The 25,671-nt window shown below is 56.0% G+C and carries 22 protein-coding genes; 9 read left to right on the forward strand and 13 right to left on the reverse strand.

What is annotated here, in order from left to right:
* The first annotated feature begins 18 nt into the window (after window positions 1–18).
* Together HKD42_RS01720 and HKD42_RS01725 are read left to right on the forward strand one after the other, a co-directional pair.
* A complete protein-coding gene (locus tag HKD42_RS01720; protein WP_246236659.1) occupies window positions 19–2,160 on the forward strand; it encodes an autotransporter assembly complex protein TamA in 2,142 nt (713 codons plus the stop codon).
* Window positions 2,160–6,344, forward strand: coding sequence for a translocation/assembly module TamB domain-containing protein (locus tag HKD42_RS01725; protein WP_170009721.1), 4,185 nt, complete (start codon window positions 2,160–2,162; stop codon window positions 6,342–6,344). The genes HKD42_RS01720 and HKD42_RS01725 overlap by 1 nt, the downstream gene beginning before the upstream one ends.
* Here HKD42_RS01725 and HKD42_RS01730 read toward each other — a convergent pair.
* Both HKD42_RS01730 and HKD42_RS01735 read right to left on the reverse strand, forming a co-directional pair.
* Entirely contained in the window at window positions 6,341–6,961 is a 621-nt protein-coding gene (locus HKD42_RS01730) for a lysozyme (RefSeq protein ID WP_170009723.1), read from the reverse strand. The genes HKD42_RS01725 and HKD42_RS01730 overlap by 4 nt on opposite strands.
* A 299-nt stretch (window positions 6,962–7,260) precedes the next feature.
* The gene (locus HKD42_RS01735; RefSeq protein ID WP_170009725.1) at window positions 7,261–7,512 is read right to left on the reverse strand and encodes a hypothetical protein; all 252 of its coding nucleotides are present in this window, start codon (window positions 7,510–7,512) and stop codon (window positions 7,261–7,263) included.
* A 466-nt stretch (window positions 7,513–7,978) separates the two neighbouring features.
* On the opposite strand from HKD42_RS01735, the gene HKD42_RS01740 reads away from it, so the two are divergent.
* Complete coding sequence (locus HKD42_RS01740; RefSeq protein ID WP_170009727.1) at window positions 7,979–8,191, forward strand: hypothetical protein; 213 nt, start codon at window positions 7,979–7,981, stop codon at window positions 8,189–8,191.
* Here the strand turns inward: HKD42_RS01740 and HKD42_RS01745 are convergent.
* From HKD42_RS01745 to HKD42_RS01770, 6 genes are all read right to left on the reverse strand, one after another.
* The gene (locus tag HKD42_RS01745) at window positions 8,181–11,636 is read right to left on the reverse strand and encodes an autotransporter domain-containing protein (RefSeq protein ID WP_170009729.1); all 3,456 of its coding nucleotides are present in this window, start codon (window positions 11,634–11,636) and stop codon (window positions 8,181–8,183) included. The two genes, HKD42_RS01740 and HKD42_RS01745, sit on opposite strands and share 11 nt — an antisense overlap.
* Window positions 11,637–11,817: 181 nt before the next feature.
* Entirely contained in the window at window positions 11,818–13,227 is a 1,410-nt protein-coding gene (gene glnA / locus HKD42_RS01750; protein ID WP_170009731.1) for a type I glutamate--ammonia ligase, read from the reverse strand.
* 95 nt (window positions 13,228–13,322) lie between these two features.
* A complete protein-coding gene (locus HKD42_RS01755; RefSeq protein WP_170009733.1) occupies window positions 13,323–13,661 on the reverse strand; it encodes a P-II family nitrogen regulator in 339 nt (112 codons plus the stop codon).
* Window positions 13,662–13,926: 265 nt separating this feature from the next.
* Complete coding sequence (gene argC, locus HKD42_RS01760) at window positions 13,927–14,859, reverse strand: N-acetyl-gamma-glutamyl-phosphate reductase (RefSeq protein ID WP_170009735.1); 933 nt, start codon at window positions 14,857–14,859, stop codon at window positions 13,927–13,929.
* Entirely contained in the window at window positions 14,856–15,218 is a 363-nt protein-coding gene (locus HKD42_RS01765) for an SH3 domain-containing protein (RefSeq protein WP_170009737.1), read from the reverse strand. Before HKD42_RS01765 ends, argC begins: the two co-directional genes overlap by 4 nt.
* A gap of 91 nt (window positions 15,219–15,309) precedes the next feature.
* A complete protein-coding gene (locus HKD42_RS01770) occupies window positions 15,310–16,698 on the reverse strand; it encodes a leucyl aminopeptidase family protein (protein ID WP_170009739.1) in 1,389 nt (462 codons plus the stop codon).
* A gap of 72 nt (window positions 16,699–16,770) precedes the next feature.
* On the opposite strand from HKD42_RS01770, the gene map reads away from it, so the two are divergent.
* Entirely contained in the window at window positions 16,771–17,598 is an 828-nt protein-coding gene (gene map / locus HKD42_RS01775; protein ID WP_170009741.1) for a type I methionyl aminopeptidase, read from the forward strand.
* A 110-nt stretch (window positions 17,599–17,708) separates the two neighbouring features.
* Here map and HKD42_RS01780 read toward each other — a convergent pair whose 3' ends face one another.
* Window positions 17,709–18,362, reverse strand: coding sequence for a heme exporter protein CcmB (locus HKD42_RS01780; RefSeq protein WP_170009743.1), 654 nt, complete (start codon window positions 18,360–18,362; stop codon window positions 17,709–17,711).
* Complete coding sequence (gene ccmA / locus HKD42_RS01785) at window positions 18,359–18,943, reverse strand: heme ABC exporter ATP-binding protein CcmA (RefSeq protein ID WP_170009745.1); 585 nt, start codon at window positions 18,941–18,943, stop codon at window positions 18,359–18,361. Before ccmA ends, HKD42_RS01780 begins: the two co-directional genes overlap by 4 nt.
* A gap of 64 nt (window positions 18,944–19,007) precedes the next feature.
* Between ccmA and HKD42_RS01790 the strand changes: the two genes are divergently transcribed.
* Window positions 19,008–19,310: a 4a-hydroxytetrahydrobiopterin dehydratase gene (locus HKD42_RS01790; protein ID WP_170009747.1), complete on the forward strand. Its 303-nt coding sequence runs from the start codon at window positions 19,008–19,010 to the stop codon at window positions 19,308–19,310.
* Window positions 19,311–19,313: 3 nt separating this feature from the next.
* On the opposite strand, the gene HKD42_RS01795 is transcribed toward HKD42_RS01790, so the two are convergent.
* From HKD42_RS01795 to HKD42_RS01805, 3 genes are all read right to left on the reverse strand, one after another.
* Window positions 19,314–20,120 (reverse strand): SDR family oxidoreductase, encoded by an 807-nt coding sequence (locus tag HKD42_RS01795; protein ID WP_170009749.1) that lies wholly within the window; start codon window positions 20,118–20,120, stop codon window positions 19,314–19,316.
* 113 nt (window positions 20,121–20,233) lie between these two features.
* Window positions 20,234–22,303: a S9 family peptidase gene (locus HKD42_RS01800; protein WP_343042120.1), complete on the reverse strand. Its 2,070-nt coding sequence runs from the start codon at window positions 22,301–22,303 to the stop codon at window positions 20,234–20,236.
* Between the two features lie 92 nt (window positions 22,304–22,395).
* A complete protein-coding gene (locus HKD42_RS01805; RefSeq protein ID WP_170009751.1) occupies window positions 22,396–23,013 on the reverse strand; it encodes a DNA-3-methyladenine glycosylase family protein in 618 nt (205 codons plus the stop codon).
* Window positions 23,014–23,106: 93 nt separating this feature from the next.
* On the opposite strand from HKD42_RS01805, the gene HKD42_RS01810 reads away from it, so the two are divergent.
* From HKD42_RS01810 to HKD42_RS01825, 4 genes are all read left to right on the forward strand, one after another.
* A complete protein-coding gene (locus HKD42_RS01810) occupies window positions 23,107–23,424 on the forward strand; it encodes a 2Fe-2S iron-sulfur cluster-binding protein (RefSeq protein WP_170009753.1) in 318 nt (105 codons plus the stop codon).
* A 76-nt stretch (window positions 23,425–23,500) separates the two neighbouring features.
* Window positions 23,501–24,517, forward strand: coding sequence for a cysteine synthase A (locus HKD42_RS01815; RefSeq protein WP_170009755.1), 1,017 nt, complete (start codon window positions 23,501–23,503; stop codon window positions 24,515–24,517).
* A gap of 47 nt (window positions 24,518–24,564) precedes the next feature.
* On the forward strand, window positions 24,565–24,921 hold the full coding sequence (locus tag HKD42_RS01820) for a hypothetical protein (RefSeq protein WP_170009757.1): 357 nt from the start codon (window positions 24,565–24,567) through the stop codon (window positions 24,919–24,921).
* On the forward strand, window positions 24,908–25,663 hold the full coding sequence (locus HKD42_RS01825) for a Gldg family protein (protein ID WP_170009759.1): 756 nt from the start codon (window positions 24,908–24,910) through the stop codon (window positions 25,661–25,663). The genes HKD42_RS01820 and HKD42_RS01825 overlap by 14 nt, the downstream gene beginning before the upstream one ends.
* Window positions 25,664–25,671: the final 8 nt, after the last annotated feature.

Consider the following 25,671-nt stretch of genomic DNA (forward strand, 5'->3'; position numbering starts at 1 on the left):
CAGGACAGCGCGGCCTGTTTGAAGCGGTTATACGCCGGTTCGGCTGCGCAGGTCGCTGCCGCTTCTTTGCTACTGGCCGCTGTGCCAGCCGCAGCGCAAGACGCATCGGCGCCGCTCACGCTTGAAGACCTTATCCCCGATTCAGCGGTAGCCAATCCGGAAGAATGGGCGGCTGAAGGCGTCAACCAAGCTGGCGCAGAGGAACCGGAATTACCAGAGCTGGCCCCGGAAACGCCGATGGCAGAATTGCCCGAATTATCGTTGGACTGGCCCGAGCAATTGGAGATCCCGCCCCTAGAGGCTTTGGACGTTGATCAAGACATCCAGTTTGCCGATGTTGAACTGCCGGATGTGCCGCTATCGGATAATGCGACTGTAGAGAAAGTCAGTTCCGAACTGACTATCGTGTTACCGTCTGAAGATGCCGCATTCCCGATGCGCGGGGAATTTATTGACCGGTTCAAATCTTTGTCGGCCATTACAGAATTGTCGGGCGATGATGAAAGCATCGCCCAACTGGCTGCACGGGCGCGATCGGATGAAGCGCTGCTAACCGACCTGCTCAGGGTGTACGGTTATTACGATGCGGAAATTACCCGCATTGTGGGCGGAGCCAAAGTTGGCGAGGCCGAGAGCGATAGAGCGCCGTCCGTCCGGTTCGAAATAATCCCAGGGCAACGCTACAGATTTGGTGCCATCGACTTGGGTGCGCTCGATGAAGCGCCGGATTATCCATCGCTACGGAAGTCCTTTGCCATTGAAACCGGCGATCCGATGTCCAGCGACGAGATCGTAAGTAACCGTCTCGCTTTGGAAGTAGCTTTGGGTGAGACCGGCTATCCATTTGCAGAAGTCGGCGCGCCGGATCTGTTGATTGATCATGCTCGGTCTGAAGGTGATCTTTCAGTACCCGTTGCGCCCAACGGCAAATATCTGATTGCGTCTGTATCCAGTTCGGACCCCGGCTTTCTGTCCGACAAACACCTCTCCAGCATCGCGCGTTTTGATGCCAATGACTTGTATCAAAGAAGCCTGACAACAGACCTGCGCCGTGCAGTAACAGCAACCGGTCTCGTTTCCTCAGTGACGGTAACACCGCGTGAATTGACGGCCCCCACCAATGGGGAGCCGGGCCAGGTAGTGTTGGATGTTGGCCTAACCAAAGCCAAGCTCCGCACGATTGCCGGGGCTATCGGTTATGGCGCTGAAGAAGGCGTGCGTGTCCAAGCCAGTTGGGAACATCGCAATCTGTTCCCTTCGGAAGGTGCCTTAAAAGTCCGCGGTATTGTCGGCACTCGCGAACAGCTGGGCGGGGTGACGTTCCGCAAGAATAACTTCGGCGGGCGGGACCGCGTTCTGACGCTCGATGCGTTTATCAGTACGCTCGATAGCGACGCTTTCGATGCGCAGTCGATTGCATTGGTTGGGACGTATGAACGGGCATCGACTTTGCTGTTCCAGAAACAGCTGGGATGGAGTGTTGGCTTTGAACTGATTGGGTCACGGGAACGTGCACCGGCGGTCGGCGGCAGCCAGCAACCAAGGGACACATTCTATGTCGCTGCGCTGCCGGCATCGGTGCTGTATGATACAACAGATAGTCTTTTGAACCCAACCAAAGGGTTCCGGCTCGGTGGGCGGTTTTCGCCTGAGATATCGCGCACCGGCGGGAAGCAAAGCACTTATATCCGCACGCAGCTCGATGCGAGCTACTATCAAAGCGTGAACGACCGTTTGGTTATGGCAGGGCGCGTGCGGTTCGGTTCCATACCGGGGGCTCCACTGGACGATATTGCCCCGTCCCGCCGGTACTATGCCGGGGGTGGCAGCTCTGTACGCGGATACGGCTTCCAACAGATCGGGCCAAGGGATGTTGCCGGCGCGCCTAGTGGCGGTCGTTCGGTTGTCGAAGCAGCGGTGGAAGCCCGCATCAAAACCGGCTTCTTCGATGGAGCGCTATCCGTCGTGCCGTTCCTTGATGCCGGTTCGATCGGGCCTGATCCTGCACCCAATTTTGACGATATTCGTTTCGGCGCAGGCATTGGCATTCGGTATGATAGTGGGTTTGGGCCATTGCGGGTTGATGTCGGTGTCCCGCTCAATCCCGGTCCAGATGACAACCCCGTCGCGGTCTATGTATCGCTGGGTCAGGCATTTTGATGGCTGAAGCTGAGTTAGCAAATAACGATAAAGAGGCGGCTACACCGGCCAAAACGAGCTGGAAACGTTGGCTGCTGCGCGGAGTGTTGGGGGTGGGAGCCTTGCTGGTGCTTGGCTTTGCGCTTCTTAATAGCCCGATTGGCAAACGCTTTGTGGCCGACCAGATTGCGGCTGTGGCCCCGGCATCAGGATTGCGGTTTGAAGTGGGGCGGATCGAAGGCGATCTGTTCTCTGATGCCAAGCTGTATGACGTGACCGTATTCGACCCCAAAGGTGCGTTTTTGACCATTCCAGAAGTGGAGCTCGATTGGCGGCCACTCAGCTGGGTGACGAGCGGGCTCGACGTTCGTAAATTTGCCCTTCGGCGGGGCACGCTATCACGTTTGCCAGAACTCCTTCCGGGTGATCCGGATGCTCCAATCTTGCCTGATTTCGATATCCAGATTGGCCAATTGGTGGTGGAGGATCTGACAATCGCGTCCGGTATTGCGGGCGAGGAATCCCACATTGCTAACTTGCAAGCGGAGGCTGATATCCGGTCCGGCCGCGTCTACCTGAAGGCGGATGGCCAGATCGGTGAGCAAGATACGTTGCAGGCACTGATTGATGTCGAACCGGACGGTGATCTGTTTGATGTGGCCGTTGATTTTCGCGCGCCATCGGGCGGAGTGATCGCCACCATGCTTGGCATGGAAACCAGCACGACGGCGAAAGTTCGCGGCGAGGGCACTTGGACTGTATGGGACGGGGCGGCTGTAATTCGTCAGGCAGACCAGCGATTGGCAGCCTTCACGATCGAAAATCGCGCCGGGCAATATAGCCTGTTGGGGCAAGTTGATCCTTCCCGCCTGCTGTCCGGTTTGCCTGCCAGAGCGCTCGGCAATACCGTGTCTGTGGCTGCCAATGGAACGCTGGAAAATAGCATTCTTGGCGGAAAATTGAACATCATTGGCTCCGGCCTCAGCGCGCAGAGTAGCGGCAGGGTTGATCTGGCGAACAACGCCTTTGACCAGCTCGACATCACGGCATCGCTCCGCGATCCTGGATTGTTTGGGGAAGCGGTCGTTTTAAACAATGCTGTCCTTGATGTAACGGCTGATGGCGATTTCCGTGATTTGACTGTTGAGCACCGCTTCGCGGCCAGCGAATTGCAATCGGGCACCACGATCATCAGTGATATCGTCCAGCAATCGACCGCCCGATATGATGGTACCCGCTTCACTTTGCCTCTGGCGGGATCCGTTGCAAAAATCGTAACCGGCAACGCGCTGGTCGATCCAAAACTTGTCGGCGGGACTGTCGGTGGAACTTTGGTGTATACTGGCGACCGGCTGCTGTCTGACAATCTGGCGATAGATTTTCCCAACGCTGCCGCGCGATTGGCATTGCAGGGTAATGTGCAGGCTGGCGCTTACGCTTTGGTTGGCCCTGTTACCGCACGGGGATTGCCGATTGATCAAGTTGGCCTTGTGGACGGATCGGCGCGGATCGATTTTCGGATTGGTGAAAGCTATCCATGGACGTTGGCTGCGGAATTTGATGCCAATATTCCGCGGGTCAATAATGATACGATAGTCAACCTTGCGGGGCCATCGCTTGCCCTGCGTGGCGGGGTCAGGTTGGGCAGTGTCGCGCCGCTCGACTTTCGCAATGTCCGGCTCACTTCCAACAAGCTCAACCTTTCGCTCAATGGTAAGGTGCGCCCCGGTGCAACCACCATCGCCGGTCGCGGGACCCAGCAGGATTACGGTGATTTCACGATTGAGGCCGCGCTGCAAGATGCTGGACCGACGGCTGTATTGGTCTTTGCCAGTCCGCTGCCTGCTGCTGGGCTGGAAAATGTTCGTGTCGCAGTCGCCCCGACAGAGGAAGGCTTTGCTGTCGATACGGAAGGGCAGTCGCTGCTGGGTGCATTTGATGGATCGCTGACATTCGTGGCTCCGGAAACCGGACCGTCGCGGATCGACATCCAGCGGCTTAATGTCTGGCAGACCGCAGTAACCGGCAATTTGACATTGGGAGACGGCGGGGCGGATGGCCGCTTGGTGCTGAGCGGGGGCGGTTTGGATGGCCGGATTGGCCTTGCCGCACGCGAGGGCGGACAAGCTGTCGCCGTCGAAATTAATGCCAGACAAGCCCGTTTCGGGGGCAGCACGCCGATTGCTATTAGCCGGGCTGATATTGAGGCAAGGGCCTATCTGAAAGATGGCAATAGCGCCGTTGAAGGCAGCATGAGCGGGCAAGGCCTGACCTATGGTAGCCTGTTTCTGGGCCGGATTGCCGCGCAGGCAGAGGTTGAGAATGGCCGCGGGAATGCCACCGCATCTGTAGCAGGGCGGCGAGGGAGCCGGTTCAACCTGCAATTGAATGCCGATTTTGTACCTGAACGCATAGCCGTTGCAGCGCGGGGTAGCTTTGCTGGCCGCACCATCCGTATGCCAAGGCGGGCGGTATTGGCGCGCGGATCTGATGGCGGCTGGACACTTGAAAAGACCCAAATTTCCTATGGCCAAGGCGGGATGATTGCTTCGGGCCAGTTCGGCGGCGATGGAGCAAACGGCGAATTGAAGCTCGACAGGATGCCATTGTCGCTGGTTGACTTGGCAGTCGCCGATATCGGGCTTGGCGGTACCATATCGGGGGTTGTCGATTTTCAAAGCACTGCAAATGCCGCGCCCACCGGGAATGCACGCGTCAAAGTCGAGAAGCTGACACGCTCCGGTTTGGTTCTGACATCCAAGCCGATTGATTTGGCGATCGTTGCCCGTCTGACCGCAAACCGTTTGGAGGCAAGGACGGTTATTGATGAAGAGGGGCAAAGAAGAGGCCGCCTGCAAGCGCGAATTTCCGGGATGCCAAACGCAGGGGATCTTATCACGCGGTTGGAGCGCGGGGACCTGTTTGCGCAATTGCGTTTCAATGGCCCGGCAGCCGCCGTCTGGCGTTTGGCTGGCGTTGAAGGGTTCGATTTAACCGGCCCGCTTAAAGCTGCTGCCAATATCACGGGTTCGCTTGCCGATCCGAAAGTTCGCGGATCTGTTTCCAGCGATGACCTGCGATTGCAAAGCTCGCTGTCGGGCACCGATGTCCGCGATGTAAGTATGCGCAGCACTTTTTCCGGTTCACAACTGAAACTGTCCCGCTTCTCCGGCACAACTGCAGGGGGCGGATCGGTTTCGGGCAGTGGGACCATCGGGTTCCTCGACTTGTCGTCACGTGGCCCGCAGATTGACCTGCGTATCGCTGCAAAGAACGCCAATTTGATCAACGCGGCCGGTTTGAATGCCACTGTTACCGGACCGCTTCGGATCGTGTCCAACGGTCTGGGCGGAACAGTGGCTGGCAGAGTGCAGATCAACCGTGCCAGCTGGAATCTCGGCACCGCTGCCGCTGCGGAACAATTGCCAGAGATCGCGACGAGAGAAATCAATCAGCCTGCCGACATTGCCCCGGCAAAAGTCATCACCCGGCCATGGCGGTATCTCATTGATGCAAAAGGCGGCAGCCGGATCATGGTCGATGGGTTGGGCCTTGATAGTGAATGGGGCGCAAATATCCGTTTGCGCGGAACCACCAGCGATCCACGTATTGGCGGGCAGGCCAATGTGGTGCGCGGTTCCTATACATTCGCAGGTAGCCGGTTTGAGCTGACGCGCGGGCGGATCGATTTCAATCAGAACGAGCCGATTGACCCGCGGCTGGATATCAGGGCGGAAACGGACACTGGCGACATCGATGTGATTGTCAGTGTGCAGGGCAACGCTTTGCAGCCGGAAATCACCTTTACGTCCGACCCCGTCTTGCCGGAGGAAGAAATTCTGGCGCAATTGCTGTTTGGCGGATCAATTACAGAATTGTCGGCAACCGATGCGCTGCAATTGGGGGCAGCACTGGCAAGCCTGCGCGGCGGTGGCGGCGGACTTGATCCGATCAATCAACTGCGCGGCGCCATTGGGCTGGACCGCCTGCGCATCGTGAGTGCCGATCCAGCCTTGGGCCGTCAAACAGGTGTTGCCTTGGGTAAGAATATCGGACGCAAGTTCTATATCGAGATTGTGACTGACGGGCGGGGATACAGTGCCACCGAAGCAGAATTCCGCGTAACTAGCTGGCTTTCCTTGCTCGGCAGTGTCTCTACCATCGGCAGGGAAAGCGTGGTGGCAGAGATTAGCCGCGACTATTAGCCGCCGGCGTAAAGCTTTGCCTCCGCCGCGCGCCGCCGTGATAGCCCGCGCATCACTCGTCCACCAGCGCGGTTCCAGCGGGAAAATTCGCTTTGGGCAGCGGCATAATCGCCAGCCTTGTGGCGGCGGGTCAATGTCGCACGGGCGATAGCGCCGGTATTGTAGTGGAAGCTGACCAGTGCATCGAACTGGCTTTGGGTGGTGGGCACGCCGTCCAATGCGCGCGTCACATCGCTGGCGTAACGGACCAGATCGCGTTCCAAACGATCATCGCATTGCTGCTGTGTCCATAGTGTGCCGGGGCCGATGGGGGCATCCAGCCCGTGGCCGGTCGCGCCCCAGCCGATTGTCCAGGGCGCGCCGCCCGTGCCGGGATCGGGATAGGCTTCTATCATTCCGTCACTGCGGACGCGCGCGCACCCTTCAAATCGTTTGATCATGGCAATGCCGGCCGGCCCAACCCTTTGATCCGGGTGAGAACCGGCGGGCGGCGAAGCGCAGGCATCTTGGTTGCCACCTACGCAGTCGAGCGCATTATCGAGCCGGTCAACCTCCGATTGGCGCAAACCACGCCCGATAATGGTGCGCAGGGTTTGAAAGATAGGGGCACGTTTCATGGACAGCCTCGCTTTGCCTTTGAAGGAGAGAATCGAGGGGCATCCACTAGGCAGCAAGGCAGTGAGTAGGAAAATAGTTTTGGTGCTTGTTCAGGATTACATCCTGAAAGCTGTACGAAAGGGACAGGTGGTACACAGTCCAAGGGCAGAAAATCAGGCTGTTGGCAGCTGCGCCGTTCATTTCCAATGCGGCAGAGCGATAGCTCAACAGGGCCCGAGTAGGACAGGCAACAGTTGTGAGTTGTAAGGCCGGCTGCAAAAAGTCTGGAGGGTTTTCCTTCTTGGTAGCGGCGAATTAGTTATTCTGAGTTCGACCTGCCACTTTGTGACTCTGCGAGCCTTAGCTCGATCTTATCTATGCGCTTCCACGCACCTTCAGAAAATTTTAGATGGTCCTTATAGGCTAGCATAGCCTCGCGACTTGCTGCTGCATCTGCTTGTCGATCGGCGTAGTTTTCAAACTGACTCATCGAATGACTAACTTGATCGCGCAGATCGGCAAATTCTGCTCGCAGATTTGAGAAATCGCTGTGCAGTGTTTCAACCGTCATTTGTAGTTCTTTGGGCTTATGTATGAAATCGTCGCGTTGAGTTCTCATCTCGTCTACCGCGTCACGAAATTCGGGCTCAAATGCTCATGCGCGTTCAATGCTAGCTTTGATTGTTGAAAGCGCTTCCCTTCCTTGGTGGCCATCTATCACGAGCTGGATAGCAAAGATCACCGCGAATATAAAAAAGGCTCCAAAGGGTATCCATGCTGGAACTGTTAAAAAGTATGCGAAGGCTTCCTGCCACCATACCGGGTCTTGGGCTGAACGTATGTTATTCGCAGTGCCAATTATGTGTGATAGTACACTTACTAGGCCCAACGAAAGCGCCACGGCGATCATGACCGCCACCCATCCAAATGAGGCCGCACGCCCAAACATCTACCTCTTTTATCACTGCTCTAAACGGTGTCGAGTGTGAGACGAATCTCAAAGGTATAATGCCCAGAACTCTTTACAGGCAAAAGGAATGGACTCGATAAGCAACCGCTTGAAAGACTACCGCGACAATCATGATCAACATCGGCACCAGCAATATTGCAGTACGTCAGCCAAGAACGAGTTCCTCGGTCAGTTTGCTTGGCTAACCTTCGCATTGACCGGCGGTAACGAAAAGGCGCCCGGATTTCTTCCAGGCGCCTTTTCTTATCGCAATGCGATGGATCAGAGTTTTAGAATTTGATCGTTGCGCTGCCCGTGAATGTAGTAGCTTCCACATTGTCGCGGCCAATGGTGCTATCGACACCCACGCCCAAGCGAACTGGGCCTTCTCCGAAGCTTGCGGACACACCGACTTCGATCCAGTCACGATCTGTCGGGGTGTAAGCAAATGCCGCAGTAGGGCCCACGCCTTGAGCGAAATTGGATTGGAACAATTGCGGTCCATCCTCAATTTCCTGAACGAAATCGACACCTGCGTGGAATTGTACCGGGCGATCTTCCAAAGAGGTGAAATCAACCCCGCCACGGATCTGGAAGCTGGTGAAAGTCTCACGGTTGAACGACAGAGCTGCAAAACCACCGGTTTCTGTAACTGCTGACGATTTCACGCTTGCATAGCGAGTTTCTACACCCGGCGACACAATGCCCAGACCGGTGTCGATGTCATATTGGAAACCAAGTGCACCAGAAATTCCGGTACTGCCACGATCAGCAACCAAGGTTTGAGAGGTACCGAGAATATCGACTGTACGCGATGTGTCGGTTGAGTAATCAGAAATGCTAACTTGCCCCTTGAAAACAAGGTTGTCTGCTTTGGCGCGGCCATAGAGAGTAGCGGCAATCATCTCACTTTCAGCAGTGCTGCCTAGGGCAACATTTGCATCCAGGTTCGAGTAGTAGAGCGAGCCACCGACCATCACAACATCGCTGACAAACACGTCCAGACCGCCGCCCAAATAGAAACCGTCAAAGTCTGTACGGGTGGTTTGGAAGCCGGGCATCGAGTCTCCCTCACCTTGAATGTAACCACCTGCGAAATAGACAGCCATATTCTCAGGTACTGCACCTTCAGTGACATCGCTGCCTTGAAGACCAAGTTCGTTTGCACTCTGCGGCCGTGAAGCGCGAGCTAGATCGCCGGCAACGCCTTGGAACGGAGTGCTGAGCGTAGCCAATGTCCCGCCAGCGCTGGATTGGCTGGAGGTGGATAGGCGACGGTCGTTGAAGTTCAGCAACTGGGTGAAGTTTTCACCTGTCAGAGTGCGGACTGCAGTTTCACCGACAGGTGCAAGATTGGTCAGTGTTTGCTGGATTGTTTCAGCAGAGGCAAAGTCGAGTGCATAGAGCTCTGACAATGCTGCATTCGACCGGTTTTGATCGAGCAACTGAGCATATGCTGCTTGCACTGGATTGGTCGGATCAATTGCTGCGCTATAGCTCGCCGCTGCAATCTCCAGCAGCACCGCGTTTGCTTCATAAGTATAAGAAGTACTGAGGATGGAAGTGATGTTGTTTTCGGTGAATTCACCAGTCACACCGCCGTCAGCAGTCACAATTGTATATTGTTGGCCGTTGCCATTGACTTGATCGAACACGCCGGCTCCTACGCTGACCATACCGCCAACATTTGCGATACCTGTAACGTTCAATGTGTCAGACTCGCCAGCAGAGCCAAGATCAATCATCAGAGTCGAACCCGACGCTAGGATAGCATTCCCGTCAATTGTCAGGGTGTCGATTGTGCCCATTTCACCGGGTGAAATTGCACCAGCGATGTTGGTCAGGAACGGCGATGCGACGGTGCCGCTGCCGGTTAACATCCCTGAAAAGAGGGTGTAATCTCCCACTGATGACAGGTCGCCATCAACATTCACCATACCACCCATTTGGGTGATATCGATTAACACATCCAAATCACCGCCGTCGACGATGTTCAAGCCTGCCAAGCCGGATACCGTCAAGCGATCAATTTCGCGTTCACTGCTGAGTGTTGTTGTGCCCGTGTTGGACAGCGTGACATCGAAATAGCGACCGTTGATAACATCACCAGATCCAGTGAAGCCGGGGTCTATGTTGTCGGGCACAAAGTTTGTTGCGCCGGGTAATCCGTTTTCGATGGTTGCTGCCGGAAGCGTATTTTGATCTTCTTCAGCTTCCATCTGTGCTTGGATCTGACCGGATTCCAAAGTTGTGATGCCGCCCTCAAGCGAAACTTCGGTCACGCCGCCAATAAGATCAGCGCCAGAACCGATATCCGCCCAGCCGAGATTATTGTTTAAACCTGCGACAGCTGCGTCGGTCCGCATATCTGCAACCTCTGCAGGAACGCCCGAAGGAGAAGTGACGCCGGTTGCCGTGTTCACACATTCATCCGGTCCAAGAGCGGGAGCGCCGATGCCTTCTACGCAGACAAGGCCGAAATCACCGCCTGTACCATCGAGACCTAGTTCAGGGGTAGTTGGAACACCATTAATGATATTACCGTCGGCATCAATGGCGCGGTAATTTGGATCAATCAGACTGACCCAGTGATCAGCGTCTTCCCAGTTGCCGTCGCCACCAGCAGTGCCCACGTAGCGATATGGGTTTGCCGCAGCGATATATTCCCAGAACAGTGCCAGTGGTTGATAGAAGCTGCTGGTACCCAGCGAACTACCTGGGCCGAGCAGGCTTGATCCACCTGAAAGAACACCAATAACGAGGTCTTCGTCAGTAAAGCTGTTGTTGGCTGCATCCAGGATCAGCGGACCACCAGAATCTCCTCCAGCAGTGGTACCCTCATTCGGGCGAGCTGCATCGCCATGCATGTTGAAGTCAAAAAAGAAGTCATCAGGCGTTTGGGAGTCGAAATCGAACTGGTAAAGGTTCTGCGGGAGGTTTGGACCAGCTGGGCCGAAAATTGCATTGTTCCGGTCGTCTAGCGACAGAAACCCGCCCAGTACGTTTTCCGCAGCGCGGCGGCGGAAATCAATGCCCTGTACGCTGCCCTCAAATGCGTTACCCGTTCTGCCGTAGCCAGTGATGTTGACGTTATAACCGGTGCCAGCAACAGAATTGATATTTTCCGGAGCGGGCAAGATCGAGAATAGGACGGCCCACGTCGGAAGGTTGGCCGCAGGAGTGTCTAGCGTGGCCAACGCAACATCAGCTTCAATAAAGCCCCGTGCTTGTGGGTTCTGCAATGAACGCGGATCATATTGGATCTGGCTGATGTTGTAGAGGTGGTTCGCTACAGATGTTGAGCGTAACAGCGGGTTAGGCGCTAGTGCTGCGATTTCAGCTTCGCTCAAGCCATCGGTGCGGAAGACAAAACCGCCGTTCGGGTCAATGAAAGGCGCAAGCCATTCGCGAATTGCTGGTAGGTTATCAACGTTGAAGCCGAACGAACTGATGCGCGTACCGTCATTATATGCGGTTGCAGGAAGACTGTTTACACAGTGGGCAGCGAACAGAACTGTCCGTGGGTTAATCAGCGTGCCGGTACAAAGACCGAGCCCTGTATCGCCATCTATGCCGCTATTGGACAAAAATTGGCCTACGCCAGCGAATTCATCATCAGTATCGACAATTTCTTCCGAATCTGTCGTTTCGTTCGGGACAATAGCGTGGGCGGGTGAGCTTATTGCAGCGAGAGCCAAAGCCGCGGTTGCGCTGCTCGCCAGCAAGCGGTTTGATCGACGTGTCATGAAAGTGATTCCCCAAAAGTTTTACTGCGTGTTACATCTAACCAGTTCACCGGGGAGTCAACGGATCTTTAAGTATATTCCATTGAACTTGCGCCATAAATACAACAGCGGCGGCCGAAACCAATCGACCGCCGCCAGAGTTAACAAGTCTGTTGCAGATTAATGCAGAGACTGCTGAGTATTATGCACTGTAATACATGTCATACTCTACCGCGCTTGGAGTAGTCTCCCAGCGGCTGACTTCTTCCCATTTCAGTTCTGTGTAAGCCAAGATCTGGTCTTTGCTGAACACATCGCCCTGCAGCAGGAAGTCATGATCTGCTTCGAGGGCTTCAAGCGCTTCGCGCAAGCTGCCGCATACTGTCGGCACTTCAGCCAATTCGGCTGGCGGCAGATCATACAGGTTTTTATCCATCGCCTCGCCCGGATGGATCTTGTTCTTGATACCATCGATACCGGCCATCAGCAGAGCTGCTGAGGAGAGATACGGGTTGGCCAGAGCATCAGGGAAACGGAATTCAACACGTTTCGCTTTCTCGCCCGCACCGTAAGGAATACGGCAAGAAGCAGAACGGTTACGCGCCGAGTATGCCAGCAGAACTGGTGCCTCGAAGCCAGGGACCAACCGCTTGTAGCTGTTGGTCGTCGGGTTGGTGAATGCGTTCAGCGCTTTCGCATGTTTGATCACGCCGCCAATGTAATACAGGCAGGTGTCGGACAGACCGGCATAGCCATTGCCCGCGAATGTGTTCTTGCCATCATTCCAGATCGACATGTGTGTGTGCATGCCGCTGCCATTATCATCTTTGATTGGTTTCGGCATGAACGTGGCGGTTTTACCGTAAGCGTGTGCAACCTGTTGAACGACATACTTATAGATTTGCATGTTGTCGGCTGTTTCCAGCAGGCTGGCGAAGGTCACACCCAATTCGTGCTGCGCAGCGGCAACTTCGTGGTGATGCTTATCGCATGGCAGACCCATTTCGATCATCGTCGCGACCATTTCGCCGCGGATATCGACTGCGCTATCGACAGGAGCAACGGGGAAGTAGCCACCCTTTGCGCGGGGGCGGTGGGCCAGGTTGCCGCTCTCATACTCTTTGCCGGAATTGGTTGGCAGCTCGACATCGTCAAGTGCGAAACCCGACGCGGCGTAGCCGTCTTCAAAGCGAACATCGTCAAACATGAAGAATTCCGCTTCGGTACCGACGAAAATGGTGTCACCAAGGCCGGCAGTCTTGACGAAGGCTTCGGCGCGTTTTGCTGTTGAGCGCGGATCACGGGCGTAGAGTTCGCCGGTGGATGGTTCCACGATATCGCAGAACAGGATCAACATCGGTGTTGCACTGAACGGGTCGACATAAACCCGGTCGAGGTCCGGGCGCAGGATCATGTCGGATTCGTTGATGACTTTCCAACCAGCGATGGAGGAACCGTCAAACATCAAGCCGTCTTCCAGCTCGTCTTCACCCAAAACATTGGCCACCATTGTCAGGTGCTGCCATTTGCCTTTTGGATCGGTGAAGCGAAGATCCACCCATTCGATCTCGTTTTCTTTGATCTGTGCGAGAACTTCTTTTGCAGTAGCCATAGTGTTTCCCCTGATATTTGAGTGGGTCAATTGAATGAATAAGGGCAGTGAAATTTGTTAGATGCGGCCCGCCCCGTGCGGCTGCATCATGAATACTAAATCGCGTCGTCGTCGGTTTCGCCGGTGCGAATGCGCAGTGCTTTCTCAATCGGTGAAACAAAGATTTTGCCATCGCCGATCCGGCCGGTTTGCGCCGCGCTCGCCACCGCTTCAACAACCCGCTCAGCGATGTCATCGGTTACCACGACTTCGAGTTTTACCTTTGGCAGGAAGTCGACGACATATTCCGCACCCCGATACAGTTCGGTGTGGCCTTTCTGCCGTCCAAAACCCTTGGCTTCGGTCACAGTAATACCCGACACACCGATCTCGTGCAGCGCCTCTTTCACCTCATCGAGTTTGAAAGGTTTGATAATCGCTTCGACTTTTTTCACGTCTTGCCTCTCTTGAGCATCTTCCGCGCGATACTCTTGCGCACATAGGCTGACACCGCTGCCGCAGGGCCGACCCAAAGGATTTCCTACGGAAAGCTATCCAAGAACCATGCCAATTATGACAATGATTTTGCAATGGCAGCACGCGCAGTCGCGACTCGTGGATTCGAGCCGTTTCGCAACTGTAGCCAAGCAAGGGGGGCATTCAACCGCCCTAATCTCAGGGAACAGATTGCCCGCTATCGCGGCACAAGATGCCTAATTTTTAGGCAGAGGGTGTCAGGCCGGTCTGTTCGGGTAAGCCTGCCATAAGATTGAGCGACTGCACCGCCGCGCCGCTTGCACCTTTGCCGAGATTGTCGAGCCGTGCGATTAAGCGCACATTGTGCGCATCCCCAAACACGTGGAGGGAGAGGCCATCCCACGGCCGCGCATCCTTGCGCAGCAGCAGCTCGGACGGTGGTGCGTCTCCGAAATCAGCAACCTGAACCAGTGGCGCATCGGCATAAAAATCGCTCAGCACGGTATGCAAAGCCTTCGCATCGGCAGCACCTTCTATGGCACCAACCGGAACCGGTATTTCAACCACCATTCCGCGATGTGCGTCAACCACAGCAGGCGCGAAATTGGGGGCATGGTCCAGCCCGGAATACTGCTGCATTTCGGGCACGTGTTTGTGACCCAGAGCCAAACCATAACCGCGCCATGCGATGGAGTGATCGCTTTCAAACCGGTCGATCAGGGCGTTGCCGCCACCGGAATATCCGGAAATAGCATGGACAGAATAGGGCCAGCTGGCTGGCAATAGGTTTGCCCGGAGCAGCGGGGTAAGTAAGGCGAGAAAACCGGTCGGATAACAGCCGGGATTGCTCACCCGTTTGGCATTGGCAACGGTATCTTGCCCGATCAATTCAGGAAATCCGTATGTCCAGCCATCTGCCACGCGGTGCGCGGTTGAGGCATCAATTACCCGCGTGGTCTGGTTATCGATCATCGCCACGGCTTCGCGTGCGGCATCATCGGGCAAACACAATATTGCCACATCGCTCGCGTTCAAGGCATCTTGCCGGGCGGCCAAGTCTTTGCGGTTTTCATCTGATAAAACGACCAGCGAAAATTCCTTGCGACTTGCCAGCCGCTGGCGAATTTCCAAGCCGGTGGTGCCAGCTGCGCCATCAACAAATACAGAAAGTGTCACGATGCTGGCGCTGATGCAGGTGCTGACAAGGCGGTGATCGGGACATAGCCGGTTGGTCCATCCGCACCAACACATCCCCAACACCAGTCACCCGAGAAATCGAGTGCTTCAAAAGAAGAACCCGCAGCCAGAGTAGCCACTGTTTCTGAATCGGTTGAGGCTTTGAGCAGTAGGGGGGTTTCTGTTGCCCCGATTGCACGTATTTGGGGTTCCACATAATGGGCCACCAAATAACGGTCCGCCAATGCAATATGCGCCAAATCGCCGCGAATGGGCAGGCTCCCTTCGTCCGGGTGCACAGTGGGCGCTTTCAGGCCTAGCACCCCTGTAGGAATCCCATATTTCGCTACGTCGCTCACGACTTTTCTGTGCCCCTAATGCGTGCCGTACACAAGCATATGCCTGTGGAAGGATTGGCGCGCATATACGCTCAAACAGTCTGCGGCAAGTTTATGACGCTGGATAACGCGTTTTGAGCATATGGAACGCTGCGCGCAATCCATAGGCTGCGCCACCTTTTTGCCTGCCGGGTTTGGCAAATGGCCGCCAAGCAAAGGTATCAAAATGTGCCCATTCGATGCCGTCGCCAACAAACCGGTCGAGGAACAGGCCCGCCACGCTCGCCCCGGCATAGGGGTTGGCGTGGGCGTTGTTGAGGTCTGCAATATCGGAGTTGAGCCATTCGCGGTAACCATCTGGCAATGGCAAGCGCCACGGTTCGTCATCATGCGCGCGGCCTGCGGCAATCAGATCATCGGCGGTTTTGTCTTGCCGCGTCATCAGAGCCGGCAAATCCGGGCCAAGAGCGATCCGCGCTGCGCCGGTAAGCGTGGCAAAATCAATCATCAATTCGGGATCATCTTCGCTGGCACGGGTGAGTGCATCACCAAGTATCAAGCGCCCTTCAGCATCTGTGTTGCCGATTTCAACCGTCAGCCCTTTGCGGGTGGCCAGCACATCACCGGGGCGGAAAGCATTGCCCGCAATTGCATTTTCAACGGTTGGGATCAGCAGGTGCAGCCGCAGTTTCAAGCCCGCACGCATAATCAGATCGGCGAGGGCGAGGGCGTGGGCCGCGCCGCCCATATCTTTCTTCATCAGCTTCATCCCGATGGCGGATTTCACATCCAACCCGCCGGAATCGAATGTCACGCCTTTGCCGACAATCGCGACACGCGGATGGGATGGGTCACCCCATTCCAGCTGAATAATACGCGGCGCGTGATGCCGCGCTGCCGCGCGGCCAACGGCGTGGATCATGGGATATTCTTGTTCCAACCGGTCGCCTTTGACCACGTTGATGTCGGCTTTGTATGTTTTGGCAAGGCGCTCCGCCTCTGCTTCCAAAGCCGCCGGACCCATATCTTCAGCAGGGGTATTGACCAGATCGCACACCAGATTGACCGCTTCGGCTTCGGCAATGGCGGCATCAATATGCTTGGCCTGTTTGCTCAGCAGGATGCGCGGTTCGGTGTCTTTCTCGCTCTTTTTATACCGTTCAAACCGGTATTGCGCGGTGATCCAGCCATGCATTGCGGCCAGCGGTTCACCTGATGCCAAGCGGTATGTGCCGCCGGGAAGAACCTCAGCCAATTTTGCGAGGCAATAGCTGCCCAGATTTTCGGGATCGGCAATCCCGCCCACTGCAAACCAGCCATCGCCATCTGAGACAATCGCCGTTTGTGAAGCACCCCCGTCAAACTTCTGACCCGCTAAGGCCGCCCGTTGGCCAGCGGGGAGGGTCTTGGCAAAATCTGCAAAACTCTCCTGAGTGACAAGATGGATAGCGATAGCGTCTTGGCCGCGATCGGCCTGAATCAATGCGTCTGGTGTGCTCATCCATCCCATGTAGGCGAAATGTTGCGCGTTCCAAGCTCGCAATTTGCCAAACGGCACGCTACATGGCCTGTCATGACAGAATATCAGGTAATCGAAGGGACCGAGACCGTCATTCGGGACGGCACGATCAAGCTACATGGCCCTGCGGGTTTTGAAGGTATGCGCAAAGCGGGGCAGCTCGCCGCGAGTATCCTCGACACTATCGCACCCATGGTGCAGCCCGGTGTCACAACCGGCGCGATCGATGATAAGGTGCGCGAACTGACATTGGCGGGCGGCGCTGTGCCGGCCACGATGGGATATCGCGGCTATGCGCATAGCTGCTGCATCTCGATCAACCATGTTGTGTGCCACGGTATCCCCAGCGACAAAGTGCTGAAGGATGGCGATATCGTGAACATCGATGTCACGCCGCTGCTTGATGGCTGGCACGGCGATACCAGCCGGATGTATCTGGTTGGCGATGTGCCGCTTAAGGCGCGCAAGCTGGTTGATGTGACGCATGAATGCCTGATGATCGGTATTGAGCAAGCGCAACCGGGTAACCGGCTGGGTGATATTGGTGCGGCGATTATGGAACACGCGATGAGCCACCGTTACGGCGTGGTGCGCGAGTTTTGCGGGCACGGTTTGGGCCGTTTGTTTCATGATGCGCCAGAGGTAGTCCATGCTGCCGAAGCGGGTACCGGTCCGGAACTGCGCCCGGGTATGTTTTTCACCATCGAACCGATGATCAATATCGGCAAGCCTTGGGTCAAGCTGCTGAAAGATGGCTGGACAGCGGTGACACGGGACAAGTCCCTGTCAGCGCAGTTTGAACACTCGCTGGCTATTACCGAAACCGGCAATGAGATATTCACGCTCAGCCCAAAGGGGTTGCATAAGCCGGGGGATTATTGACCCGTTTGATCTTGGTCGCGGCAGCCAGAGCCCGACCGGGCGACGCGCGGTTAGCGCGGTAGCCTAAGGGAGCGAATGCGACCGCCGGCGCTTGAGGCTAAACAAAAAATCTAACCTTCACGCGCGGCTCTGATCGCTGCACCGCCGGCAAAGGGGCCAGCGGCAAGCAGTAGTAAACTTATCGCCCCGCACAGCGCGATGCCGCTCATCTCGCCGCGGGCCAAGCTGCCTGCACCGAAAATCAGGATGGGTACTGCAAGCGGGATGAGCATAAGGCCGGATAAAGCTGCGCCGCCCCTTAACCCTGCGGTTAGTGCGGCGATCATAACGCCTATCGCAGCTAAGCCGGGTGTTCCGGCCAGCAGACCTAGCAAGACCAGTTTTACGGTATCCCCTTCCAAGCCGAGCAATGCCGCAGCGGGAAGAGTGGCGACCAGCAAAAGCGGCCCAAAGCTGAGCCAATGGGCGATTATACGAACCGCGACGACCATGTCTTCGGAAATGCCCCGAAGAGCCAGTTGGTCAAACACCCCCAAATCCAGATCGGGTGCGATCAATCGGTCGAGCGGAAGAATGGCCGCGAGCAACGCCGCCACCCAAATCACCCCGCCGCCGGTTCGTGCCAGCAGCGGCGCATCGGGACCAACAGCGAATGGATAGAGCATGGCAACTGCAAGGAAGAACAGCACCGGTAGCATCGTGCCGCCCTGCCGTCCCCCGGGCAGCAGCATCGACAGGTCGCGTTTGAGCAGCTGCCAGATCATGCTGCAAAGCCCCTGAGATCAAGCGTTGCGGGGGCGGGCAAAGTGATCGGCTGGTGGGAGGCGATGATGGCAATCCCGCCGGTCGCGCAATATTCCGCAATCAGCGTTTCCACGAGTTGCACGCCGCCAGTATCCAATCCGTTTAACGGTTCATCGAGCAACCAGATATCAGCATTCTGGTTGAGCAATCTTGCCATGGCCGCGCGCTTTTTTTGTCCGGTCGACAGATAGCGGACGGGCACATCCAAAAGTTCAGCAATCCCGAGCCGATCTGCGTGAGCGGTCTTGGTAGAGGCAGAATCCAGCCCGGTCCAAAAGGACAAAGCCTTTCCTAGCGGCAATTGTGTGTCGAGAGCGGGCCGTTCGTCTACCAATCCCACTGATCCTGTCCGGATAACGTCGCCAGAAAAGGGAGCGAGTAACCCCGCCAAAATCCGCATTAGACTGCTTTTGCCAATCCCGTTTGCGCCTTTGATATGAAGCGCATCGCCATTGGTGGTATGCAAGCTGACGCCGCGAAACAGAACGCGATCTCCTCTGCGGCAGGCAATGTCAGTGGCGGAAAGGCTGCAGGCTTGCATAGGGCAGCGCGATAGGGGAAAGGCAGCGGCTGGACAAGCAAGTGATCAAAGCAAGGATGATCTGATGAGCGTAGCGCAATTGACCGAAGCAGAACGTACAGCAGCCTTGGCTGAGCTGGCCGACTGGTCGCTCGCGCGTGATGGTGCCGCGATTGAGCGAACGTTCCAGTTTGCGGGCTTTGTCCAAGCCTTCGGGTTTATGTCCAGCGTGGCAATTCTGGCTGAAAAGCAGGATCACCATCCCGAATGGTTCAATGTGTATAACCGGGTCGAGATTACGCTCACCACGCATGATGTGCCGGGCGAGGGGGGCGGATTGTCGCAGCGTGACGTGACGCTGGCCAAAGCGATTGATGCGCTGGTCTAAATACTAGTCACCCAGTGGTTGCAGTGAAGAGCGGACTTGCTTGCGCAATCGGCCCGGCATCCACCGTGCAGCAAATGCGACACGCTTGGCGGTTTTGCCCACGACAGTATGCAGAGTGTTGCCATGAACCGCGTTCCACGCCGCTTCCGCCACTTCAACAACTGGCGTGATTTCCATACCGCCTTGGATCACCCGTTCGCGGATGCCTTGATTGGTGGTGTGGTTGGGCGTCATGTCGAGCAGGGGCGTGTCGATAAAGCTGGGCATCAGTGACCGGACATTGATCTGGTCGCTTGCCCATTCCGCATCAAGCGATTCCGTAATCGCCCGCACTCCGAATTTCGTCGCGGCGTAGACTGATCCGCCCGGTGTACCGTAGATACCCGCGGCGCTGGCAGTGTTCAGCAGGCAGCTGCCGGGGGCGGTCTTTTGCAGATATGGATAGGCTGCTTGGGCGCCGAACAGCACACCTTTTAAATTGATATCCAGACAGCGTTCAATCTCGTCGACGCTGTTTTCGGTAAGAGATCCGCCGATAGGTATGCCGGCATTATTCGCCATCACATCGATCCGCCCGCCAGCTGCTGTAGAAAACGCTTCCAAAGCGACATCCCAGGCATCGCGGTCACGCACATCAAATTTATGGCTGTAGGAAAAGCCGCCGGGCAGCAAAGCCTCGGTGCCAGCCATTCCCTGAGTATCGATATCACCAAGACCGACAAACCAGCCGCGCTCGCCAAAATATTGGGCGATTGCGCGACCAATTCCTGATCCGCCACCGGTGATGAAAATGGCTTTCTTGCCGCTCATAATACTCTCCAAGAAATGACTAGCCCGAAAAAGACCGGCCTAACAAAAGACCGCACAAGGACTAGTACCTAAACTAGCCCTGCGCGGTCACTTTGTCAGCTATGGTCTGTGCATTAGCCGCCGAGCGCGTCTGCCAGACCTTTCACATGTTCTGCACCTTCGACGATTTGGGCAGTGGACTTACCCACAGTGTCGCCAATCGGTTCCGAGCGCCCGCCAAGGCAGGTGGCCAAGAAGTTTTCCGTCACCGCATTGAATGCGATATTATTGTTCGGCTTGGCAAATCCGTGCCCTTCATCGGGATAAAGAACATAAGTCACCGGAATGCCTTTTTCTTTCATGGCCGCCACAATCTGGTCGCTTTCCGCCTGATTGACGCGCGGGTCATTGGCACCTTGCCCGATCAGCAGCGGTTTAATGATGTTGCCAGCTGAATAGAGCGGGCTGCGTTCTTTCAGCATGGCCAAGCCTTCAGGCGTGTTCGGGTTGCCCATCCGTTCGTGGAATTGGGCAATCAGCGGCTCCCAATATGGCGGGATGGTGGCGAGCAGTGTTTCAAGGTTGGAAGGGCCGACAATATCAACGCCGCAAGCGAATTCGTTCGGGGTGAATGTCAGCCCGGCCAAAGTCGCATAGCCGCCGTATGAGCCGCCCATGATCGCAACCTTGTCGTCTGTGGTGACACCTTTGCTCACCGCCCAATCGACCGCGTCGATCAGATCGTCATGCATTTTCTTGCCCCACTCCAGGTCACCGGCGGAAATGAATTCCTTGCCGAAACCGGTCGAGCCGCGGAAGTTCACGCTGAGGACGGCGTAACCGCGATTGGCGAGCCATTGGTGATAGCTGTTGTAGCCATAATTGTCGCGCGCCCACGGGCCGCCATGAACCAACAATACCATCGGGACGGGCTTTTCCGGCACGCCGTCACCGGTCGTATCGCTGCCCGGTGGCAAAGTGAGGTAGGATGGCAATGTCAAACCATCACGGCTGGTCAGTTCCAGCCCCTGCATGGGTTGAAGCGGAGCGCCTTCCAGTTCTGGCCGCGTTACATAGAAATCGGTCAGAGTTTTTGCGGCCCGGTCATAGATGAATGTCTTGGACGGGGCCGTCAGCGGATCATTCCACACAATCCATTTCTGGTCATCTTCGGTCCTGCTGGAAACGCCGAATTCACCGTCAAGCTTGGTGTCGAGCCAATCGAGAGATGCCTTGATGTCAGGATCAATCGCAGTCCATTCGGTTTCCAGATAGGTAAAGGAATAGGCTTCGACTTCGCCGGTTTTTGGATCGGACATTGCGCCGCCAATATCGGCTTTGTCATTTTCCGCGATGACCGTCTTTTCGCCTGTGGCGACATCTTGAGCAATCAGAGCGGCTGTGTTCCGGCCGCGGCTGTCGATCCAGTACATGGTCTTGCCATCGGTTGTGAAACCCGCAGGTTGGGTGGTGAGCGAATCTTCCAATCCCGTACTGTCGGTTGCCTCGGTCGCTATCGTACCATCGACAATCGGGAAGAAATCCATGCCGCCAGCCGCGTTGGGCCGGATCGCCATGCGGAGCTGCAAATTATCATCAGCCAGAAAACCGGCATAGCCGTCATTCTGCTGAACAAGGGTCAATTCCCCGGTGTTCAAATCGAGCAAATGGACATCATGGAGCCGTGCGTCACGATTGTTCAGCCCGACCAGCATTTTGTCGCGAATGGTTTCGGAGGTACCGATCACTTGGACGCGGGTTTTCTCGAAATCGGTTAGAGTGCGTTCGGCACCGGTCGCAAGATCGACGCCGTATAGCAGGTAATTTTCATCACCGCCTTTGTCTTGAACATATAGCAAACTTTGCGAATCCGGTGCCCAGAAATACTGCGAAATCGGCCGGTCGGTTGCGCTGGTCATAACCTTGGCTGCTGACGGGTCGGATGCTGGTGCAATCCACACATTGAGGACATCATTGTCTGGCGCAAGCCAGCTGAGCCATTGTCCATCGGGGCTAATTCGGCCCCCGGCTTTTGTCGGATTACCAAACAAATGTGCGCGCGGGATTATCGGAGCCGCTTCGGCAGGAGTGGTCATTGTTTGCGGTGCTTCTTTCTGCTGTGCGTGCGCAGCTACCGGCAGGGCCATGCTCATCGCAATGACAGCGCAGCTGGCGAAAAGTGATTTAGAATTGAACTTCGACATTGATAGTCTCCCCAGTCAAGATGACAACACTTGAAGTGTAAAGTGACATTGACATGGACGCTCCAAATAGCCAGCCTGGATCGACTAACGGCTTACAGAACCGGATTATCGTAGCAGTGCCAGGCAAATATCGCGATTGCACCGCGATGCGGGCTCCACGGCTCGGACAAGGCCCGCACTTGCTTCTCTGTCGGGCGCTCGGCCAGCTCCAAAATCTTCTGGATCGCGACTTGCACAGCCAAATCACCAGCGGGCCAAATGTCCGGGCGGCCCTCAGCGAACAAAAGATAGATTTCGGCCGACCAGCGACCAATGCCTTTGATGCGGGTCAGTTCGGCAATGGCGGCCTCATCATCGGCGGGTAGGTTGTCTAGGTCCAACGTATCGCTGACCACAAGCTCGCATAGCGACCGGGCATAGCCTTGCTTTTGCCGCGACAAACCGCACGCGCGCAAAGTATCGAAATCGCGCGATAACAGCTCGTCAGGCAGGATATCTTCACCCAGTTCAGCCTCCAGCTTGTTCCACACCGAAGCGGCGGAGGCGACACTGACTTGCTGGCCCACAATCGTGCGCAGCAATGTGCGGTATCCAGTCGGACGGATGCGGGGTTCTGGGTATCCGGCAGCGTCCAAACCGCGTGCAAAAGCGGGTTCCAGCGCCACAATATGATCAACCCCTTGCTTGATTTGCTCTGCGGTCAATCCCATTTGTGTCCCTCTCTGCTTGCCAAATGCGGTCCCGTATTTTAGCAGCCGCGGCGAATGGCCACGATTGGCCTAAATTAATTCTGGAGTGCCTTCATGCCCAAGATGACTGTCGTCAACCGTTCCGGTGAAGAATCAACCATTGAAGTGGAAGACGGCCTGACAGTAATGGAAGCCATTCGTGATAACGGCTTTGATGAATTGCTGGCGCTATGCGGTGGCTGCTGCTCATGCGCGACGTGTCACGTTTATGTTGACCCCGCATTTGCCGAGAAACTGCCGGCGATTTCTGAAGACGAAGACGATTTGCTGGAAAGTTCCGACCATCGGACAGGGCAATCCCGTTTGTCCTGCCAGCTTCCGCTTACCGCTGATCTGGATGGACTAAAGATCACTATTTCCCCGGAAGACTAAGCTTCAGAAGATTGAGTGTTTATCGGCGTAGCGGAACTGCATTGCGCCATCCCTATGCGCATCTTATCTGGTGAGCATGATAGCTATGCCAACGCGTGCGAACACGCTCGAACTTATTGGAAACACCCCGCTTGTCTTACTGGAAGGCCCCAGCGAGGCGGCCGGATGTGAGATTTATGGCAAGTGTGAATTTGCCAATCCGGGTGCGTCGGTCAAAGACCGTGCCGCCTTGGGTATCGTCCGCGATGCGGAAGCGCGCGGTGAATTAAAGCCGGGCGGGACCATTGTTGAAGGGACCGCAGGAAATACCGGCATAGGCATTGCGTTGGTTGCCAATGCGCTGGGTTATAAAACCATCATTGTGATGCCCGATAACCAGTCCAAGGAAAAGATGGATACGTTGCGCGCTTTGGGCGCGGAACTGCTTTTGGTTCCTCCGACGAAATTCGCAGATCCATGCCACTTTGTGCATACATCGCGGCGCTTGGCGGAAGAAACCGAAGGCGCTGTATGGGCCAATCAGTTCGATAATATTGCCAACCGCAGGGTGCATATTGATACGACAGCGGCGGAGCTATGGGCGCAGTTGGAAGGCAAGATTGACGGGTTCACTTGTGCGGCTGGTACCGGCGGAACGATTTGCGGTGTCGGATTAGGGCTGAAGGAATTCGACGAGACGGTGCAGATCGCACTGACCGATCCGCATGGCGCCGCGCTCTATAGCTATTATGCCGAAGGTGAGCTGAAATCAGAAGGCAGCTCGGTTGCAGAAGGGATCGGGCAAGGGCGCATCACAGCCAATCTGGAAGGTGCGCCGATTGATACGCAATTCCGTATTTCGGACGAAGAAGGGCTTGTCTGGGTCGCGCGCTTGCTGCGGGAAGAAGGCCTGTGCCTTGGTCTGTCATCGGGTATCAATGTTGCCGGTGCGATTGCATTGGGCAAAAGGCTGCAAGAACAAGGCCGGGAGAACCCGCGGGTCGCCACGATTTTATGCGACACTGGCTTCCGATATCTGTCCTCGCTCTACAATGCTGATTGGTTGAAATCGAAAAATTTACCCGTCTTTGATTGGTTGGAAGAGAGCGCATAATCCCCAAAGCGATTGACTGAGGCGTTGGCTAGGCTAGCGTTTGGATCATGGTGAAGAAGATGTTCAAGCGGGTCCTCCACGGACCGTCCGCAGATACCGCTGCCCCGCTGGGCGGGAGCCGTGCGCAATCCATCCAGCGTTTGCAAATCGGCATCAGCGGTATTGTGCTGATGATCTTGCTGGTTGCGTTTGCTGATCTCATTCAAGACCGCGCTGCCCAAACCGAGGCGACCAGCGTTCCGGAGGCAGCCGCCACAGTCGCTGCAGAAGACGTCGAAGCGCCGCAAAGCGACCCGCTGGCGGATGCCGGCGTGGTACCAAATCTGCCTGCGGAACCGACGCCAGCCCCGGAACCTGACCCCGAATTGCTGGAGCCACAAGAACAGGCCAGTGAGGCGGAGTAAGCTCGCACTGGCGGGCATTTTTGCCGGTATATTGGCGATCTCATCCGCTTGGTTTGCAATGGATGAGCCGCCAGTTCCGCGCCAAAAACAGCAGCTTGGCTTGATGACCTCGCTGGCGATCTATTGGTCGGGCGGCGAATTGGCAGATATGCTGACAGAGGAGGGGGAGCCGCATTGGGTGCGCAGCTTCCTTGAAAAGCAATATGAACTTGTGCTGCTGGATAGTTTTGCAGCCCCAGACGGGCTGGTTCCCAATGCGCAATTGGCGGGGCTAACGCAGCTGGTTTTGGCGCAACCTGCTGCATTGCCGCCGGCAGATTTGGTCGCCCTTGATGATTGGGTCCGGTCTGGCGGGCGATTGCTGCTGTTTGCCGATCCAATGCTGACCGAAGAAACAGATTTCGGGCTTGGCGACAAACGGCGTCCGCAAGATATAGCGACGCTCTCTCCTCTGCTCAAAAGATGGGGACTGGAGGAAGGCTTTGATCCGGCCCAGCTTGATCTGCCATCGGCAGTGCCGGTCCAAGATGAGGATCTGCCGGTTCACATCTATGGACAGTTTGCGTCCGCCGATGCCAGCGCTTGCACACTCCTTGGTGAAAGGCTGGTCGCGGATTGTGTGATTGGCGATGGACGAGCGGTCATCATCCTGGATGCGCATATGTTGGCTGCCGATCCTATCGATGCGCAAAAAAACAGGGCTTTACGCCGCCTTATGGATATCGCCTTTTCCCAAGAATGAGTGGATTT

It is taken from the genome of Pontixanthobacter rizhaonensis, from assembly GCF_012972675.1.
GTDB classification, from domain to species: Bacteria; Pseudomonadota; Alphaproteobacteria; order Sphingomonadales; family Sphingomonadaceae; genus Pontixanthobacter; species Pontixanthobacter rizhaonensis.

Bases quoted from the DNA above. Each gene is read 5' to 3' on its own strand.
- HKD42_RS01740 (WP_170009727.1), top strand. From the start codon at position 7,979: ATGGACTCGATAAGCAACCGCTTGAAAGACTACCGCGACAATCATGAT.
- HKD42_RS01805 (WP_170009751.1), bottom strand. From the start codon at position 23,013: ATGGGATTGACCGCAGAGCAAATCAAGCAAGGGGTTGATCATATTGTG.
- HKD42_RS01730 (WP_170009723.1), bottom strand. From the start codon at position 6,961: ATGAAACGTGCCCCTATCTTTCAAACCCTGCGCACCATTATCGGGCGT.
- HKD42_RS01800 (WP_343042120.1), bottom strand. From the start codon at position 22,303: ATGTCGAAGTTCAATTCTAAATCACTTTTCGCCAGCTGCGCTGTCATT.
- HKD42_RS01790 (WP_170009747.1), top strand. From the start codon at position 19,008: ATGAGCGTAGCGCAATTGACCGAAGCAGAACGTACAGCAGCCTTGGCT.
- HKD42_RS01810 (WP_170009753.1), top strand. From the start codon at position 23,107: ATGCCCAAGATGACTGTCGTCAACCGTTCCGGTGAAGAATCAACCATT.
- ccmA (WP_170009745.1), bottom strand. From the start codon at position 18,943: ATGCAAGCCTGCAGCCTTTCCGCCACTGACATTGCCTGCCGCAGAGGA.
- glnA (WP_170009731.1), bottom strand. From the start codon at position 13,227: ATGGCTACTGCAAAAGAAGTTCTCGCACAGATCAAAGAAAACGAGATC.
- map (WP_170009741.1), top strand. From the start codon at position 16,771: ATGACAGAATATCAGGTAATCGAAGGGACCGAGACCGTCATTCGGGAC.
- HKD42_RS01820 (WP_170009757.1), top strand. From the start codon at position 24,565: ATGGTGAAGAAGATGTTCAAGCGGGTCCTCCACGGACCGTCCGCAGAT.
- HKD42_RS01780 (WP_170009743.1), bottom strand. From the start codon at position 18,362: ATGATCTGGCAGCTGCTCAAACGCGACCTGTCGATGCTGCTGCCCGGG.
- HKD42_RS01795 (WP_170009749.1), bottom strand. From the start codon at position 20,120: ATGAGCGGCAAGAAAGCCATTTTCATCACCGGTGGCGGATCAGGAATT.
- HKD42_RS01725 (WP_170009721.1), top strand. From the start codon at position 2,160: ATGGCTGAAGCTGAGTTAGCAAATAACGATAAAGAGGCGGCTACACCG.
- HKD42_RS01745 (WP_170009729.1), bottom strand. From the start codon at position 11,636: ATGACACGTCGATCAAACCGCTTGCTGGCGAGCAGCGCAACCGCGGCT.
- HKD42_RS01815 (WP_170009755.1), top strand. From the start codon at position 23,501: ATGATAGCTATGCCAACGCGTGCGAACACGCTCGAACTTATTGGAAAC.
- HKD42_RS01735 (WP_170009725.1), bottom strand. From the start codon at position 7,512: ATGACGGTTGAAACACTGCACAGCGATTTCTCAAATCTGCGAGCAGAA.
- HKD42_RS01770 (WP_170009739.1), bottom strand. From the start codon at position 16,698: ATGAGCACACCAGACGCATTGATTCAGGCCGATCGCGGCCAAGACGCT.